At 47.3% G+C, this 15,875-nt stretch carries 16 protein-coding genes and 1 tRNA gene; 14 read left to right on the plus strand and 3 right to left on the minus strand.

What is annotated here, in order from left to right; all coding sequences use genetic code 11:
* Nucleotides 1–444 precede the first annotated feature (444 nt).
* The 6 genes from GX441_07985 to speB all read left to right on the plus strand — a co-directional run bounded on the left by GX441_07985 (nucleotide 445) and on the right by speB (nucleotide 6,678).
* Nucleotides 445–1,542, plus strand: a complete 1,098-nt coding sequence (locus GX441_07985; GenBank protein ID NLI98581.1) for a hypothetical protein — start codon at nucleotides 445–447, stop codon at nucleotides 1,540–1,542.
* A 92-nt stretch (nucleotides 1,543–1,634) separates the two neighbouring features.
* On the plus strand, nucleotides 1,635–3,134 hold the full coding sequence (locus GX441_07990) for a HAMP domain-containing protein (protein ID NLI98582.1): 1,500 nt from the start codon (nucleotides 1,635–1,637) through the stop codon (nucleotides 3,132–3,134).
* 24 nt (nucleotides 3,135–3,158) lie between these two features.
* On the plus strand, nucleotides 3,159–4,151 hold the full coding sequence (locus tag GX441_07995) for a Gfo/Idh/MocA family oxidoreductase (protein ID NLI98583.1): 993 nt from the start codon (nucleotides 3,159–3,161) through the stop codon (nucleotides 4,149–4,151).
* Nucleotides 4,148–4,732 carry an N-acetyltransferase gene (locus tag GX441_08000; GenBank protein NLI98584.1) on the plus strand — a complete coding sequence of 195 codons (585 nt, stop codon included), beginning with the start codon at nucleotides 4,148–4,150 and terminating at the stop codon, nucleotides 4,730–4,732. The genes GX441_07995 and GX441_08000 overlap by 4 nt, the downstream gene beginning before the upstream one ends.
* Nucleotides 4,729–5,829 carry a DegT/DnrJ/EryC1/StrS family aminotransferase gene (locus GX441_08005; GenBank protein NLI98585.1) on the plus strand — a complete coding sequence of 367 codons (1,101 nt, stop codon included), beginning with the start codon at nucleotides 4,729–4,731 and terminating at the stop codon, nucleotides 5,827–5,829. The genes GX441_08000 and GX441_08005 overlap by 4 nt, the downstream gene beginning before the upstream one ends.
* 48 nt (nucleotides 5,830–5,877) lie before the next feature.
* Complete coding sequence (gene speB / locus GX441_08010; GenBank protein ID NLI98586.1) at nucleotides 5,878–6,678, plus strand: agmatinase; 801 nt, start codon at nucleotides 5,878–5,880, stop codon at nucleotides 6,676–6,678.
* Between the two features lie 314 nt (nucleotides 6,679–6,992).
* Here speB and acpS read toward each other — a convergent pair whose 3' ends face one another.
* Nucleotides 6,993–7,361 carry a holo-ACP synthase gene (gene acpS, locus GX441_08015; GenBank protein NLI98587.1) on the minus strand — a complete coding sequence of 123 codons (369 nt, stop codon included), beginning with the start codon at nucleotides 7,359–7,361 and terminating at the stop codon, nucleotides 6,993–6,995.
* 150 nt (nucleotides 7,362–7,511) lie between these two features.
* Here acpS and GX441_08020 point away from each other — a divergent pair, with 150 nt between their 5' ends.
* The 3 genes from GX441_08020 to GX441_08030 all read left to right on the plus strand — a co-directional run bounded on the left by GX441_08020 (nucleotide 7,512) and on the right by GX441_08030 (nucleotide 10,461).
* Entirely contained in the window at nucleotides 7,512–9,212 is a 1,701-nt protein-coding gene (locus tag GX441_08020) for a T9SS type A sorting domain-containing protein (GenBank protein NLI98588.1), read from the plus strand.
* Between the two features lie 435 nt (nucleotides 9,213–9,647).
* A tRNA-Arg gene (locus tag GX441_08025) sits at nucleotides 9,648–9,721 on the plus strand.
* Nucleotides 9,722–9,738: 17 nt separating this feature from the next.
* The gene (locus tag GX441_08030; protein NLI98589.1) at nucleotides 9,739–10,461 is read left to right on the plus strand and encodes a tetratricopeptide repeat protein; all 723 of its coding nucleotides are present in this window, start codon (nucleotides 9,739–9,741) and stop codon (nucleotides 10,459–10,461) included.
* Nucleotides 10,462–10,486: 25 nt separating this feature from the next.
* Here the strand turns inward: GX441_08030 and GX441_08035 are convergent, their stop codons facing one another.
* Nucleotides 10,487–10,990 (minus strand): hypothetical protein, encoded by a 504-nt coding sequence (locus GX441_08035; GenBank protein ID NLI98590.1) that lies wholly within the window; start codon nucleotides 10,988–10,990, stop codon nucleotides 10,487–10,489.
* Between the two features lie 75 nt (nucleotides 10,991–11,065).
* Between GX441_08035 and GX441_08040 the strand changes: the two genes are divergently transcribed.
* Genes GX441_08040 through GX441_08060 form a run of 5 tightly spaced genes read left to right on the plus strand, consistent with a single transcriptional unit; the run spans nucleotide 11,066 to nucleotide 14,317 of the window.
* Nucleotides 11,066–12,046, plus strand: a complete 981-nt coding sequence (locus tag GX441_08040; protein ID NLI98591.1) for an FAD:protein FMN transferase — start codon at nucleotides 11,066–11,068, stop codon at nucleotides 12,044–12,046.
* Nucleotides 12,043–13,026 carry an AmmeMemoRadiSam system radical SAM enzyme gene (amrS, locus tag GX441_08045; GenBank protein NLI98592.1) on the plus strand — a complete coding sequence of 328 codons (984 nt, stop codon included), beginning with the start codon at nucleotides 12,043–12,045 and terminating at the stop codon, nucleotides 13,024–13,026. Before GX441_08040 ends, amrS begins: the two co-directional genes overlap by 4 nt.
* Nucleotides 13,023–13,391: a hypothetical protein gene (locus GX441_08050; GenBank protein ID NLI98593.1), complete on the plus strand. Its 369-nt coding sequence runs from the start codon at nucleotides 13,023–13,025 to the stop codon at nucleotides 13,389–13,391. The genes amrS and GX441_08050 overlap by 4 nt, the downstream gene beginning before the upstream one ends.
* Nucleotides 13,375–14,016, plus strand: coding sequence for a Gx transporter family protein (locus GX441_08055; GenBank protein ID NLI98594.1), 642 nt, complete (start codon nucleotides 13,375–13,377; stop codon nucleotides 14,014–14,016). Before GX441_08050 ends, GX441_08055 begins: the two co-directional genes overlap by 17 nt.
* A gap of 13 nt (nucleotides 14,017–14,029) precedes the next feature.
* The gene (locus GX441_08060; protein ID NLI98595.1) at nucleotides 14,030–14,317 is read left to right on the plus strand and encodes a hypothetical protein; all 288 of its coding nucleotides are present in this window, start codon (nucleotides 14,030–14,032) and stop codon (nucleotides 14,315–14,317) included.
* 102 nt (nucleotides 14,318–14,419) lie between these two features.
* On the opposite strand, the gene GX441_08065 is transcribed toward GX441_08060, so the two are convergent.
* The gene (locus GX441_08065) at nucleotides 14,420–15,751 is read right to left on the minus strand and encodes an acetyl ornithine aminotransferase family protein (GenBank protein NLI98596.1); all 1,332 of its coding nucleotides are present in this window, start codon (nucleotides 15,749–15,751) and stop codon (nucleotides 14,420–14,422) included.
* Nucleotides 15,752–15,875: the final 124 nt, after the last annotated feature.

Raw genomic sequence — 15,875 nt, forward strand, 5'->3', positions numbered from 1 at the left:
AACAAGGGCACACACATAGGAATAGAGGGAATACACTATGATACATCATCCAGTGATGGCACAATGAGACTTTGTATAAGACGCAGCCGCATTTGGACTGACGAAGAATTGGCAATGGATAGAACAACCCAACGCAAATTAATTTACTCCTCAGATAGTTCAACCTATCACTTTGTCTATCCTTCAAAAGGTTATATTTATTATACCCGCAGCACTGAACCTTCAGAATACTGGAAACCCGCCATAAATAGGGGGAGTAATGGGGCTCTTTTAGGTCGTGGAATATGGCCTGCAATGACTCTTGATCAAACAAGTAAACCTATCGTAGTCTGGATGGACACCCTTGACAGTTTTCGAGTACATTACAACTATTGTCCTTGGGCAAATACGATTTTCACATATCAGTGCCCTGAAAATTTAGATTGTGAACTTAGGCTATCCGGTGTGCCTGGGCCTGTAGCCATAGACTATGGTTTCGGAAAAGTTGGCAGTACCGTAAACCCAGGTGGTTTTGATGTCAGCAACCCGCCAAGCGGAAGTAATGATACTGGAACAGTACATCTTGCTTACATCAATGACGAAAATGAACTTCATTACGTTCATTTTTTTAGGTCCACGCCAGAATCTCTCGTTGACCAATGCCTTGATGATGATATTGATATAAGCTCGCGCATAACAGGAACGTCGATAGAAGTTGACTCAATCGCAAAAAAAATCTACATTGCTTATGGATGCGTAAAAGATGATATAGCAGCGTGCTATTATTTTGAGAAGGATTCTAATGGCACATGGCACGGCCCAACAATGTTACCTTCGAGTATAAGCGATTCGACAAGTGAACCATTAGTTCCGTTTCTTGACATAGATGGTCTATTCTTGCGCGCCGTTTATAATGCTAATGACAAAATCTATTATAATCAAAAGTACCGGTATGTTGGATATCAAGGATGGCTGTCTCCATGTAGTTTGATTACTCAAATGTCAGGGAAAAACCATTATCCACAAATTGCAGGCAACCAGATAACTTGGACGAATTACGTAACCACTGATTCTAGCAATGTCTGGGCGAGATCTTTGAATGGTTCAGCTTTCAGACTTGACACGGCATATCTCGGAAAGAGCTACTTTTGTCATACTACAAAAGAGGGTTCAGGTTCGGCACAACTTTATCAGCATGGTGTTTTCTCAGGCCCTAAGTGGGCGATATACTATCGAGGTTCTAACGGTTTTGGAGGTAACCAAGAAAGAGAAGGGGAACCCATTGCCTTTGTTCCCAAGGAACCGATATTCAAGATGTCCATACCTAACAACATCCTTGTAGGTTCACGACTGAGCATCTTCACGACGGGCGGCGACTGCCGTATATTAGTCTATGACATAACCGGACGCCAGATTGCGAGCCAGGACATTAAGGATGTTTCAAAGCTTGCAAGAATCGAGACACCCCTTGACTGCAACGGATGGGCCAAGGGCGTCTACTTTGTGCGGGCAGTACCCCGTGAAGGTGAAGCAAAAACTTCAAGAGTAGTGCTCTTGAAGTAAAGCTCTCTTGATAGTACAGACAGATAGTTTTTAGCGGAAGACAACTCTGTACAAGAAAGGCGTTTTCCGAAGCGCTTGACTAGCCATGACTCATGCGTATCATTCTACTCGTGAGAATCAGCATCCGCTATAAGATAGCCGGTCTCCTCGTAGTACTCGTATTCCTCTTGATGGGCGGCACAGGTTTCGCGATTATTAGACTTGTGCGCCAGTCTTTTTTAGAGGAGATAAAGCTCCGTGGTATAATTCTTGCCCGCAACGTCGCCTTTTCGGCAGAAGACCCCCTGATGGAGCAAGACGACCTTACCCTGGCGATTCTTTCAAGGGATGCCTTGAAGCATAAGGGAAGCGTTTACGCTTTTATACTTGACCAGGACGGTCTGGCAGCCTCGGCGCCTGCAAGAATGGAGCGCAATAAGGATTCAACTAGAATCTTTTTCCAGGACAGCTTATGGCGCAAAAGCATCCCTCATGCCATAAAAATACCTAAAGGACAGGATTACGCCGCACAGACGGTCTACGATAAGCACTGGGGCGAGATATACGAGGTTGCGGTACCCGTTATGCTCGGAGGACAGAAACAGATAGGCGAAGTCCATGTTGGAATCGACCTTACAAGCCTGCAGGAGGCCTCGAGAAACATTCAGCTCGTTGTGGGCGGAATCGCTCTTGCCGGCATCCTTGTCGGCATCCTTGGAGCGTTCGGACTCGCTTCGCTCCTCATAAGACCATTGAAAGCGCTCGTTTTCGGTGTTCACGAGATAGGCAGGGGAAACTTCGAGTTTCGCATAAAGAAACAGGCTAACGACGAGATAGGCGATCTTACGGTCGAGTTCAACAAGATGGCAAAAGACTTGAAGGACAAGGTGCTTATCGAGGATGCATTCAAGCGCTATGTTTCTCACCAGGTTGCAGAAGAAATACTCAAGGACCCGGACGTCTTCGCGAAATCCCTGAAGGGCGAAAAGAAGCCTGTAACGATATTCTTCGGCGATATAAGGGGTTTTACGACCATATCCGAGCAGCTGCCGCCGGAGGAGGTGGTCGCGTTCCTCAACTTTTATCTGACCGAGATGACGACCATCATCTTTCAGAACGAGGGGACAATCGATAAGTTCATGGGCGACTGCATAATGGCGATATTCGGAGCGCCTGTAAAACACGATGCCGATGTCTTTCATGCGGTAAACTCGGCTGTAGAGATTCAAAAGAAGGTCGAGGAACTCAACAGACAGCGTCTACTGGAGGGCAAGCGCGACATTCACGTGGGAATCGGCATCAATTACGGCGAGGCGGTCGTCGGAAATATAGGTTCCACACAAAGGCTCGAGTACACCGTAATCGGCGACAGCGTAAACACAGCGGCAAGGCTTCAGACTCTTGCAAAAGGAGGCGAGATAGTTGTTTCGGAATCCGTCTATCACGAGGCGAAGGACAAGTTCGACTTCATCCCGATGGAACCTGTACAGGTAAAGGGCAAGTCAAAGCTTTTGAACGTGTGGAAGTTAAAACTACCCATATACACAAGCGCAACATACGAAAGCACTCCGCCTGTTAAGCCTCACGGCGCCGATGAAAAGAAAGCGGATTAGCACTTAAAAAGGAGTTCCTTAAAAATGATTCGTCTAGGAGTTATAGGAGCAGGATACTGGGGGCCGAACCTCATACGCAACTTCGCATCGCTAAAAAATGTAACACTTGAAAAAATAGCCGATCTTGATCTGGCCGTTCTCGATAAGATAAAACCCGAATACCCCAATACAAAATTCACGCAAGATGCGGACGAGCTTTTCGATTCGGATATCGATGCGATTTGCGTCGCTACGAGCGCGCCCACGCATTATGAACTCGCAAAAAAAGCGCTTCTTGCAGAAAAGCATGTATTCTGTGAAAAGCCCCTGACCCTGAAATCGGAAGAGGCAAGGGAGTTGGTGGAGCTTGCCGAAAAGAAAGACCGCAGGCTGATGGTCGGACACCTTATGCTCTATCATCCGGCGATACGTAAGCTGAAGGAATTCATAGACTCCGGGAAATTAGGAGAGGTCTTTTACGTAAATTCCATGCGGGTAAATCTGGGAATAGCGCGTTCCAACGAAAACGCTCTGTGGAGTCTTGCCCCTCACGATATCTCGATAATACTCTATCTTTTCGGTTCAAGCCTTCCCGTAGGCGTATCGGCAACAGGCAAGGATTTCTTGACCAAAGGGGTGGAGGACATAGTTTTTGCATCGCTATTCTTCAACGGAAACCAGATGGCCCATACAAGAGTCTCATGGCTTGACCCTGAGAAGATACGTCGAGTGAAGGTAACGGGATCCCGAGGCATTGCGATTTTTGACGACGTTGGAAAGGACTCGGTCGTCAAGTTTCACGAGGACTGGATTGAACCAAAAGAAGCGGGTGATTTCACATATCACAAGAGCAAAACACCCGGGATTTTTGAATTGGATAAAGTTGAACCTCTTAAGCTGGAATGCGAGCACTTTGCTGAGTGCGTAATCCAAGGAAAGAAACCGTTAACGGACGGCCAGAATGGAGCCGATGTGGTATCCATACTGGAACGCGCCGAGGAATCTTTGAAAGACAAAGGAGCATACAAATCCTTATGAACGAAAAGAAATACTTCGTCCACCCTACAGCCGTGGTGGATGAACCTGTCGATATCGGAGATGGCACCAAGATATGGCACTTTTCGCACATATCGGGCGGAGCCAAGATAGGCGAACGCTGCACCCTTGGGCAGAACGTGTACGTGGCATCGAGAGTGACAGTTGGCAGCAACTGCAAGGTTCAAAACAATGTAAGCATATACGATCTTGTCACGCTCGAGGACAACGTATTCTGCGGACCAAGCTGCGTATTCACCAACGACATGAATCCGCGCGCAGCATACCCCAAAGGCGGAGCGTGGATACCGACGCTCGTCAAGGAAGGAGCGTCGATAGGAGCTAATGCGACAATCGTCTGCGGAACAACGCTGGGCAAATGGTGCTTTGTCGGCGCAGGAGCCGTTGTAGCGAAGGACGTTGCGGACTACGCGGTGATGGTCGGCGTTCCTGCAAAAAGGATAGGCTGGATGTGCGAGTGCGGTAACCGCATGGATTTCAAGAACAGCGACACTTTTTTATGCAGCGACCGCTGCAAGGGCACTTATAAGCTCGAAGCGGACGTCGTAAGGAGGATAAAGTGAAGGTTCCTGCGATAGACATGTGGGCTCATCACGAGCCTTTAATGGCCGAGTTCAAGGAAGCGCTCGAGAGCACAGTTAAGGCAGGCGATTTCATTCTGGGAAAGGAGGAGAAGGAGTTCGAGGCTGAATGCATTAAGTATCTGGACGTCAAGTATGCGATAGGCGTCGGCAACGGCACTGACGCCCTAGCGATATGTTTGCGAGCAATGGATGTTGGTCCGGGCGACGAGGTAATCACTACTCCCTTCACCTTTATTGCGACCGCAGAGGTGATTGTCGCACTGGGCGCGAAGCCCGTTTTTGCGGACATAAAGCCCAATACCTTCAATATCGATCCGGCAAAGATCGAGAAAGCGATTACTGGAAAAACCAAGGTCATCTTGCCCGTTCACCTTTACGGCCAGGCAGCCGAGATGGAACCAATTCTTGAGTTAGCAAAAAAACGCAATATCAAGGTTCTTGAGGACGCAGCCCAGGCATTCGGAACGACCTACAAGGGAAAGAAGGTCGGCGGACTCGGAGATTTGACTATATTCTCGTTCTTCCCGACAAAGAATCTAGGCGCACTCGGCGACGGCGGACTTATTACAACCAATGACGATGCGCTTTATGAAAAATGCCGCTTGATAAGGGTGCACGGCGCGCCGAAGAAGTACTACCATACATTGATTGGCCAGAATTCAAGGCTCGATACCCTGCAGGCCGCTTTTTTGAGAATCAAGCTTCGCCATCTGGACCGCTACAACTCAACAAGGGCAAAGAACGCGGAAGCTTACAACAAAGAACTCGCGGACAAGGTTAATACTCCGTTCGTTCATCCGGATTCCAACCACATCTATCATCAGTATACGATTCGCACCCCGAAGCGGGATGCCCTTATTGAGTTTCTTAAGCAAGCTGAGATAGGCACTGGCGTTCACTATCCGTATCCCCTGCACCGCCAGCCGGTTCTTGAATTTCTGGAACTTGGCGAAGGCTCTTTCCCTGAATCGGAGAAGGCGGCAAAAGAAGTCATATCGCTTCCCTGCTACCCTGAGATGACCCAAGACCAGCGCTCATGGGTAATTGCGAAGATACGGGAGTTTTTCGCGAAGTAGCCAATGGCCTTCTGGTACGCCAGGGGGAACCTCCCCCATGCAGGAGTAATGATTCTGGCTGTTCCGCTGGAGCAGACCACTACCGGCATACCGGGAACCAGGCTCGGTCCGGACAGGATAAGACAGTTCTCGGAAAACGCGGAGAGCTATAGTCCTTATTTCAAGAAGGACCTGGCGGATTGTTCTATTTCGGACGCAGGCAATCTTGAGTTTGACTACTTGCCGACGATTAATGAGAAGCTTGCACTGATTCAAAAAAAGGTTTCGGACTGTCTCACACAAAAGGCCAAACCCCTCCTCGTGGGCGGAGAACACACGTTGACGCTCGCTGCTGTCCGGGCGATGATTTCGAAATATCCTGATCTTGCTCTACTTCAGCTCGACGCCCATGCGGATCTTAGGGATGTTGGAGAATCGGGTTCTAAGACCGCGCACGACACCGTTATTAAAAGGGTTTCAGAGATCCTTAAGCCGGATTCGATCATACAGACAGGCATACGTTGCATGTCAAGGGAGGAGAGTGCGCTATCTGAGGCCTTGACTATGGATATAACCGACATCGAAGGCATAAGGAAAAAGCTCGCTAAAAGACCAGTGTGGCTGACGTTAGACCTCGACATACTCGATCCATCCATAATGCCTGCAGTAGGGACCCCTGAACCAATGGGCGCAAGCTACCGGGAGGTCATTGACCTTTTAGTGGGACTCAAGGGTATCAACTTCGTAGGTGCTGATATTGTGGAGTTCAACCCGCTCGCCGCCGATTTCGCGGCGCCTGCAGTTACCGCGGCCAATCTGGTGAGAGAGGCTTGCTGTCTTTTGGTCTGGTCAGCACATGGGCTTCAATAAAACTCATCGGATACATTAAGTACACTTTGCAATTCACCAGTCAACCAGACCGCTAAAAGTATATGTAGCCGTTCATAGAATCGTTTTTTTCGTTAAAATACTATTTTTTTTCCGTCCGGCAAATATCCTTAATTCAGAAAAGCACAAACTTGAATAAGGTATAGTGATGCCCTTAGGGTAAAAAGAGCAATACTTTACTCCTCCCGCAACCACTCGAGCTTGTTTTACTTTTAGGGTGCCGCTAATGGGCATGACTTTTTTTGTTCTTTTTGACTGGTGTCTAAAAGACAACGTTAGTGTTTTCTTGGGATTAATTATTCTTCTATAACGGCGACTGCGGTCGCGTACTCCCTTAGGTGGGAGATGGAGATGTGGGCTTTCATCCTGCCCATAAACTCGGCAACCTTTCCATAGACCTTGACAGTGGGACGCGAAAGCTCGTTATCAATTATCTCGACCTCGGTCCATTTGACGCCTCTTGAGTATCCGGTTCCGAGCGCCTTAAGGACTGCCTCCTTTGCTGCCCAGCGCGCGGCAAGACGTTCCGAAGGGTCCTCGTGCCTAAGGCAGAATTCAAGCTCCCTATCTGTGTAGACGCCCTTATGGAACCGCTCACCGAGTCTTTGGTGCGCCTTGCGTATGCGCTCGACCTCGATGATGTCTATTCCTACTCCAAAAATCATCCTGCGAGCATAAGGCAAAGCGTGCAAAAGTCAAGGACCAGCCTTTCCTCTTGACAATGAAGTGCCCTACCGTATAGTTATTCAAGGTCTTCTAACGGGTCGGGTAAGATTTTCCTTCTTGCCCGACTGAGAGCACAAAGGAGGAAAAAAATGATTAAATCACTCCAGGCTTTCTTTGCATTATTTTTATTTGCGACCTCACTCACCGCCCGGACGCCGGATACTCTCTGGACACGGGTCTACGGTGGTTCAGGGGCAGACGTCGCCTACTCAGTCATCGAGACCTCGGACGGGTACTACCTGGCGGCAGGTTATACGGGTTTCGGAGCAGGTCTCCAGGACTGCTGGCTCATGAAGCTTGATAAATCTGGTGATACGCTCTGGACAAAGACGTTCGGCGGAACCGCAGAGGACGGCGCGCACAAGGTCGCGGAAGCGCACGATGGAGGCTACATTGTTGTCGGCTACACAGAAAGCTCAGGTTCTGGCGGCAAGGATGCATACATCGTAAAAACGGACAGGAACGGAGCAACGAAGTGGACAAAAACTTACGGCACGGCTCTGCAGGAAGCTTTATACGGCATCGCTCCGACAACGGGCGGCTACGTTGTATGCGGCTACCGCAACGGTCCCTCCGGCTGGACCAAGGGCGACTTGTGGATTATAAAGATAGACGAATCAGGCGACACTCTGTGGACGAAAACATACGGCGGTCCGGGAGAAGAATCGGGCACAGCAATCCAGAAGCTCGATGACGGATTCATCCTCTCAGGTTCAACCGCCTCGTTCGGCGCAGGCGGAAAGGACGCATGGCTCGTAAGGATAGACGAGTATGGCGACACCCTGTGGACGCGCACTTACGGTCAGTCGCTCGAGGACGTGGCTTACGGACTCAACGTAACCAACACGGAAGGTTTCGTAATGACCGGCTACATTGACGGCACGGGTGCCTGGACTGCCGGCGATTTATGGATAATCGAGACTGACAAGGATGGAAATACATTCTCCACCAAACGCTACGGTTCGGCAGGCGAGGATTTCGGTTTCGACATCTGCCAGACTACGGACGGAGGCTACGTGACAGGCGGCGAACGCGCTTTGAATGCAGGCGATATGTGGATTCTCAAGACCGACAAAGATGCCGATACCATGTGGGGGTGGATTTGCGGTATGCCTGCGATGCAGAGTTCGCTTTCGCTTTTCCCCGCATCGGACGGCGGGTACATAGCTGCGGGCTTCGCGATGCAAGGAGCCGCACCCGATTTCTATATAGTCAAGACCAGACCTGCACTCTCACTCGTCTCGCCGAACGGCAGCGAAGAGCTTGCATCTGGAGCGCCCTATCCGATTCGCTGGCATGTGGAGAATTCTTCAAAACCGCCTCATACATTCAGGCTGCTTTGTTCTGAAGACGCGGGAACGAGCTTTCCGGATACCATAGTCTCGGGAATCAATCCCGCTGACTCATCATACACATGGACGGTTTCATTGAATCAAGGCAGCAGCTTCCGCATAAGGATAGAACTGCTGGATGAGTCAAACGAAGTTCTAGCTGCAGATGAAAGCGACGATAATTTCATCATAGGAACCGGCATAGAGGAACCCGTAACACCCACCACCCCCTCCCTCCTGCTCGACGTCGCTGATCCGTCCTCAATCCGATATTCCCTGCCCTCAGGCGAGCGTGGAACGATTACCCTTTACGACCCCTCGGGCAGAAGGATCGAGAGCTACCGAGTTCAGGGTGAGGGGCAAGTGGCGATGAAATCGAGTCTCTCGTCGGGCGTCTACTTCGTGAAGCTTGAAACGGGAAAGGTGTCGATTGCCAGGAAGGCAGTGGTGCTCAACTAAATGAGCATTCCCTTCGGGAATAGATTGCTTCGTCTTCTCGACGAAGACTCGCAAAGACATATTGCGAGTTCTGTTAAATCTGAACGCATACCATCAATTCTGACCTCAAGAGGTGTCCCTTTTTGTCTAGCTTTTGTCTACGTTTTGTCTATCTTTTGGGTACTCTTCTGTCCATCTTTTGTCATGCTTTTGTCCACCTTCTGATCATGATTCTGGGCTACGTTTCTTTAATCCTGAGTCGGTTCGGGGTCCCCAACGGGGTGCGCAGCAACCTGTTGGGGTGAATGATTCCTGACCACAAAGAATTAACCCTGCACTGATTTCAGGGTCCCCAAAAAGTTATGGAGTAACTTTTTGGGGTTGTAAGATTGACAAAAACCGGGCGCGGAGTAGAATATTTGTTTAGTATCGATTAAAAGATTTTGAATATTCTAAGCCCCCGTAGCTCAGAAGGATAGAGCGATGGTTTCCTAAACCATAGGTCGTGGGTTCGACTCCCTCCGGGGGTATTTAAGAAAGGAGTTTTATGCCTAAGAGATCGGTATCATACCATAAAGGAAAACACTTACACAGGGAAGACGCTTTCACAAAGGTGATTGAAAAAGTCGCACAGTATTACACTAAGTCGCCTTTCCAAGCAATATTAACGACAGTTGCCGCTATCGGCATTGTCGTATTCGGAAGTATTTTTCTTGTTAGGATTCTCGGAGGAGGACCGCCTGCACCGCCGAAAGAGGCATCGTTAAACCTCAGGACTGCGCAAGTTTTATTGCAGCAGCAAAATCTCAAGGCTGCCGAAGATACTTTAAGAAGTGTTATTAAAAAGTACCCTAGAACGATGCCTGGACAGAAATCGCATTACTATCTGGGACAAGTGCTTTATTATCAAGGTAGATACGGTGAGGCCAGGGCGGAGTTTGCAGAATTTGAAAAAGTATACTCGAACAAAAAATCCTTCCTGATGGCATCATCGCTTTACGGACAGGCCAACTGCTATGAAGAGGAAGGCAACTTAGACGAAGCGGCAAAAACGTATCTGCAACTCCCTGAAAAGTATAAAGAATCCGGTCTCGTTCCAGACGCAAGACTTGGTGCAGCAAGGTGTTATACGCTTGCTAAACAATACGACCGGGCGGCTGAAATCTACGAACAGCTATTGAAAGATTATCCCCGTAAGGACTTTCCTATAATTTACTCTAAAGCTGAAAGCGGCTTAGGGAAAATTGACGCCTTGAAGAATCTTTTCTGAAAAAGCTGCAAGCTTGACTTTCAGTTTATGGGTTCCTAGGTTTTCGTTTTAAGTCTACTTCTTCAAGTAACGAAATATAATCCATGCGTGCGGCCTTGAATGAGGCTTTGGCAAGTTCTTGCTCGTTTAATTTAGGTTTAGTTGTATCATCACCAAGTATTTCTTCTCTGACGTACCTATCCCCTTCTCTTATGCCGTCCGAAAACGCCAGACGGTAAACGCCCTGCAGAGCATTAGAAAGAGATGAATCAAGTACAAGACCTGCAGAATCGCAAAACAAGGCTAATGTTCTAACGCCGTTATTACGCCAGGAATCCAACGCCTCGAACTCGACATCTATCTCCGATGAAGAGAGCGTTCCCGCAAGAAACCCGGCTGCAGCTTCCATTGTGAAGATCATGCCGTCTACAAAGCCAATTTCGTACGCATGTTGTGCAAGAGCTTCGCGCAGTTGCCTATCCTTGCTGTCGCAATTGATGATAAATAAAACAACCGGAACAATTGCTAACAGAAAAATGTTTCTTTTCATTCGAAAGTATATGTGCTTGCTTAGCACAAGTCAATCTTTACATTGACACCATCCGTCGTAAACGTATCATCTTCGATGATACGAAGAAGCTTATTCGCGTTTTTTTCATTCCTGTTCATCTCCTGTTCGCAGGAAAAGATGCACCAAGAAACAAGATTTCCAATGCATTCATATCTTACGCTTAAGATCTGGGGGAATGAAGAAACACTTCTCGACAAAGCTGCAAAAGAGTCTTTTGAAGAAGCGGATAGAATCGACAGCATCCTGGATGTGTTCAATACGACAAGTTTGGTCTGGAGACTGAATAACGAAGGAACGCTTGTCTCATCTGAATTGCGGGAAATCCTTACGAAAGGTCTTGATGTTTCCAAACTTACCAATGGAGCTTTCGACCCGACGATATTGCCGCTCATGGAATTATGGGGTTTCATGGATTCTTCCAGTAAGACACGTACAGTTCCTGATTCCAGCCTTGTCTTAAGAACAATTTCTGCAGTTGATTACAGAAAAGTAATTATCCGCGGTGACACTATAAGCCTTGGTAAGAACAGCAGTGATAACTCACAATTAATGCTCGATCTTTCCGGAGTCGCCCAGGGGTATGCGGTTGATCGAATAGTTGATATTCTAAAGTCTATGGGGATAAAGAAGGCCCTTATCGACATGAGCGGAGACATTTACTGTTTTGGTCCAAAAAAGGGAGGCTGGAGCATCGGAATACGGAACCCAAGAGGCGATGGGCTCTTAGGTATAGTTGAACTGGATTCCGGAGCTATTGCGACTTCTGGAGACTACGAAAATTATTTTGAGGCGGAAGGTGTACGTTATCATCATATAATGGACCCCGCTACGGGTTATCCTGTAAGAAATGTAGTATCATCAACCGTAATTGCAAAAACGGCAATAGAAGCCGATATATGGTCCACCACCCTTTTCGTTCTTGGTGAAAAAGGGCTAGGCCTGCTGGATTCGATGCAAAGCGTCCAGGGAATGATAGTGCTGGAAAATGGAAAAGTGTTGAAAACGAAAGGGTTTCCTGAGATAAAGAAGCCGTGAAAGAAGCTCTTTTTTACGAGTGTTTGGAGAATAAGAAGGTCAAATGTCGGCTGTGTTTTCACGAATGCAAGATTGACGAAAATAAAGAAGGCTTATGCATCGCAAGGCGCAACATCGCAGGAAAACTCATCGCCTCGACCTATGGAGAACTTGTAGCAGCCAATCTCGATCCTATTGAAAAAAAGCCTTTGTATCACTTTCATCCCGGCGAAGAGATATTGTCCGTTGCAGCAAACGGCTGTAATCTTGACTGCCCTTTCTGTCAGAATGCTGATATATCAAGGGGAAAAACCTCATCCAGATATGTTCCGCCAGAAAAACTGATTGAGATCGCCTCGGAGAGACGCTCAAAGGGAATCGCTTACACATACACAGAACCTTTAATATGGTTCGAATACCTGCTCGATTCATCAAGGATTGCGCACGAACAAGGTCTTTACAATGTGATTGTCTCCAACGGAACAATAAATGAAAAACCTTTGACAGAGCTTCTCCCCTATATAGATGCCGCCAATATTGATATTAAAGGGGATAACGAGTTTTACCGAAAAGTACTGAAAGGCGACATGAATTCAACATTAAGAACTATCCGGACGCTTTACAGGGCTGGGGTTCACACAGAAGTTACTCTTTTGTTGGTTCCTGGCGGAAACGATTCCGTCGAACAGATCAATGAAGTAATTTCGTTCATCGAATCGTTGGACCTGCGGATCCCTTTTCATATATCGAGATACTTTCCTCATAACCAGTATCCTGCTCCTCCAACTCCTGAGGAAACAATGCTTCGTGCTTACGGGCAGACTAAGGGGCGTCTTTTATATGCATATCTCGGTAATATTGCATTTGAGCATGACAACAACACTTATTGTCCTTCTTGCGGCGCATTACTTATAGAAAGAGCAGGATATAGCGTAAATATCATTGGCGTAGAAGAAGGGCGCTGTTCATCATGCAAGAGAAAAGCTGACGTAGTAGTATGAAACTCTCTTTGAAGCGCGGTGATGCTATTCTTATCATCTGTTTTCTGTTTATTAGTCTGGTAGGTATTGTTTTTATACTAAGCATAAAATCGGATAGAGAACCCCAAATGATAAAAATCAGTTCCGAAGGAAAATTCTTTGAGTTACCCTTGCGCGATACCTTATTCCAGGTTCAAGGTCCATTGGGGGTTACGGACGTCAGGATCAACAAAGGACACGTTTACGTGACAAAAGCGCCCTGCCCGAACAAGCTATGCATGAAACAGGGAAAGATTTCTAGGAATGGAGAATCGATAATATGTATCCCTAACAAGATCATTATAACGATTGAAGGAAACCGTAAAACGGATGCCACTACATACTGAAACTCGCCCGCAAAAGAACAAAGGCGGTAAAAAAGTCGGGGGCAACGAAAATCATCTGAACAAAAGGGATGGCGAAAAAACAATTACACAGAGTATTAACGGCACGATAGAGCTTTCACCCAGACAACGAAATCTGGCTTTACTGGCAGGACTCTCGGCAGCGCTGTATACGGTCGAAAACCTTATACCGCTGCCGATTCCCTGGCTAAGGATAGGCATAGGCAACGTTGGGGTTCTTCTGGCTCTGTATGTTCTTACTCCTCTGGACGGTTTTTTCGTACTCTTGATAAAAATAATCATAGGGTCTTTGCTTTCCGGTAGATTTTTGAGCCCTTTCTTTTTATTTGCTCTCGGTGCGGGAGTACCCTCGTACTGGATTATGGCTGGTATGAAAAAACTTCTGGGCAGGGTTTTCGGACCCGTAGGCATCAGTGTGATTGGAGCGGTTGCTCACAATTTATTACAGCTTGCCGTTGCGTATTTCCTTTTGATGAACAGCCTAAAGTTATTATACCTCATACCCGTGCTTGTATTGATAGGAACTCTTTCAGGTTTACTCGTGGGTTCAATAACGAAATCCACACTGCGTCATATGCACATAAACGTTGACAATTCTAAAGCATAAGATAAGATTAGTGATGCAGACCACTAAGAAGAAGAAAATTACCTGGACGATATGGGGAGCAATACTCGGAATCCTTCTGGGAACGGCTACATCTTCGGCTATCGCGCATCTTGTGAAACCTCAATGGCTCAAAAATCTTCTTGTTGAAGGAGTTGCAATCGGATTTCCTGAGATCTCGACCTCTCTTGGGTTCTTTTCTCTTCATTTCGGTTTCTCGTTGCGCTTCACGCTTCTCTCCGGTCTCTTTATGATTATAATAGGAGGGGTTATGCTTTTGGTCTCTTTCAGGGAAGATTCCTAGGCTTTCAAATTATTCCTCAACCGCAGTCTCGCAATAGAATTTACAACAAATTAGGTATGACCGTTAAGCTCTCATTTTAAGAACAGATAACTCTAGAGAAACCTATCTCTTAAAAACCTCTTTCAGCGTATCCTCGAAAATAGATAAAGCCTCATCGGAGTCTTCTTTAGTGACAACAAGAGGCGGTATCAAGCGGATTCCTGAGGCTCCGCAACCGAGGATGATAAGTCCTCGCATGAAAGCCTGCCTGACGATTGCGTTACGCTTTTCGGGCCACCCTTCACGAGTGTCTTTTGATTTCACGATTTCAACGCCAATCATAAGGCCTCGGCCGCGAGCGTGATCTAGAATGTCCCAGCGCGAAACTAGTTCTTCGAGCTTTGAAAGGAGATAGGCTCCAACCTTTGATGCGTTCTCGACAAGACCTTTCTCTAAGAGATCGATGGTGGCTATAGCCGCACTGCAAGAAACAGGGTTTCCACCAAACGTGGATGCATGTGAACCTGGCTCCCAATCCATTATCTTTGAAGAAGCGACAGTCGCGCCCAGAGGCATGCCGGAAGCGATTCCTTTCGCAATTACGACGATATCGGGAAGAACGTCCTCATGCTCAATGGCAAACATCCTGCCTGTTCTGCCCATTCCGGCCTGAATCTCATCGTCAATAAAGAAAATGCCTTTGCTTTCAAGCAGTTTCTTTAATTCCTTCATGTATCCTGAAGGCGGTATGTTATAACCGCCTTCACCCTGAATGGGTTCAATAAAGAACCCGGCAATCTCTTCCGGATGAACTTCACGCTTAAAGACCACATCCTGGATGTAGTGAAGACAATTCAGATTACATTTGGGAAAAGTCTCGTGAAAAACGCAGCGATAACAATCTGGATAAGGTACATGAACAACATGCGGAACCAATGGAGCAAAATGGGCCCTTTGTACCGCTTTTGAACCGGTCAAGGATAAAGCGCCGAAAGTCCGGCCGTGAAATGCGCCGTAATAGGCTATCCAGTATGGTCTGCGCGTCTTGTATCGTGATAATTTCATGGCTGCCTCAATAGCTTCGGCGCCTGAGTTGGAGAAGAAAACCTTCTTGTTCCCGGAACCGGGTGTTATCTCGGCAAGTTTGGCGGCTAAATCGACCTGTGAAGGGTAGTAAAAGTCTGTCCCTGACATATGAAGGAGCTTCGAAGCCTGCTCCTTAATTGCATCAACGACTTTCGGATGACAATGGCCTGTTGAACACACTGCTATACCCGCTGCGAAATCAAGGAAACAGTTCCCGTCAACGTCCCATAATTTGACACCTTCGCCACGTTCGGCTGCAATAGAGTAAAAACCATCCCTCGTGTAGGATGGAGAAATATACTTTTCTTCCTTTTGTACTAGGGCCTTGAATTTCGGTCCTGGAAGGTTCTTTATTTCGACTTTTGGCATATATCCTCCAGCGTTGTGTCATATTGAATTATCTCCAGGGGAGATAAAATGCTCTAAGTTGCTTGATTAAGTATAATTGTACGCATGATATTGCTGAAAGTCAATAGCTTGATGTTCGTGCACC

Source organism: bacterium, assembly GCA_012517375.1.
Taxonomy (GTDB): Bacteria; Hydrothermota; Tepidihabitantia; order B3-TA06; family B3-TA06; genus JAAYVC01.

Excerpts from the sequence above, each read along its gene's own strand:
- GX441_07990 (NLI98582.1), top strand. The coding sequence starts at position 1,635 with ATGCGTATCATTCTACTCGTGAGAATCAGCATCCGCTATAAGATAGCC.
- GX441_07995 (NLI98583.1), top strand. The coding sequence starts at position 3,159 with ATGATTCGTCTAGGAGTTATAGGAGCAGGATACTGGGGGCCGAACCTC.
- GX441_08000 (NLI98584.1), top strand. The coding sequence starts at position 4,148 with ATGAACGAAAAGAAATACTTCGTCCACCCTACAGCCGTGGTGGATGAA.
- speB (NLI98586.1), top strand. The coding sequence starts at position 5,878 with ATGATTCTGGCTGTTCCGCTGGAGCAGACCACTACCGGCATACCGGGA.
- acpS (NLI98587.1), bottom strand. The coding sequence starts at position 7,361 with ATGATTTTTGGAGTAGGAATAGACATCATCGAGGTCGAGCGCATACGC.
- GX441_08020 (NLI98588.1), top strand. The coding sequence starts at position 7,512 with ATGATTAAATCACTCCAGGCTTTCTTTGCATTATTTTTATTTGCGACC.
- GX441_08030 (NLI98589.1), top strand. The coding sequence starts at position 9,739 with ATGCCTAAGAGATCGGTATCATACCATAAAGGAAAACACTTACACAGG.
- GX441_08035 (NLI98590.1), bottom strand. The coding sequence starts at position 10,990 with ATGAAAAGAAACATTTTTCTGTTAGCAATTGTTCCGGTTGTTTTATTT.
- GX441_08040 (NLI98591.1), top strand. The coding sequence starts at position 11,066 with ATGATACGAAGAAGCTTATTCGCGTTTTTTTCATTCCTGTTCATCTCC.
- GX441_08050 (NLI98593.1), top strand. The coding sequence starts at position 13,023 with ATGAAACTCTCTTTGAAGCGCGGTGATGCTATTCTTATCATCTGTTTT.
- GX441_08055 (NLI98594.1), top strand. The coding sequence starts at position 13,375 with ATGCCACTACATACTGAAACTCGCCCGCAAAAGAACAAAGGCGGTAAA.
- GX441_08060 (NLI98595.1), top strand. The coding sequence starts at position 14,030 with ATGCAGACCACTAAGAAGAAGAAAATTACCTGGACGATATGGGGAGCA.
- GX441_08065 (NLI98596.1), bottom strand. The coding sequence starts at position 15,751 with ATGCCAAAAGTCGAAATAAAGAACCTTCCAGGACCGAAATTCAAGGCC.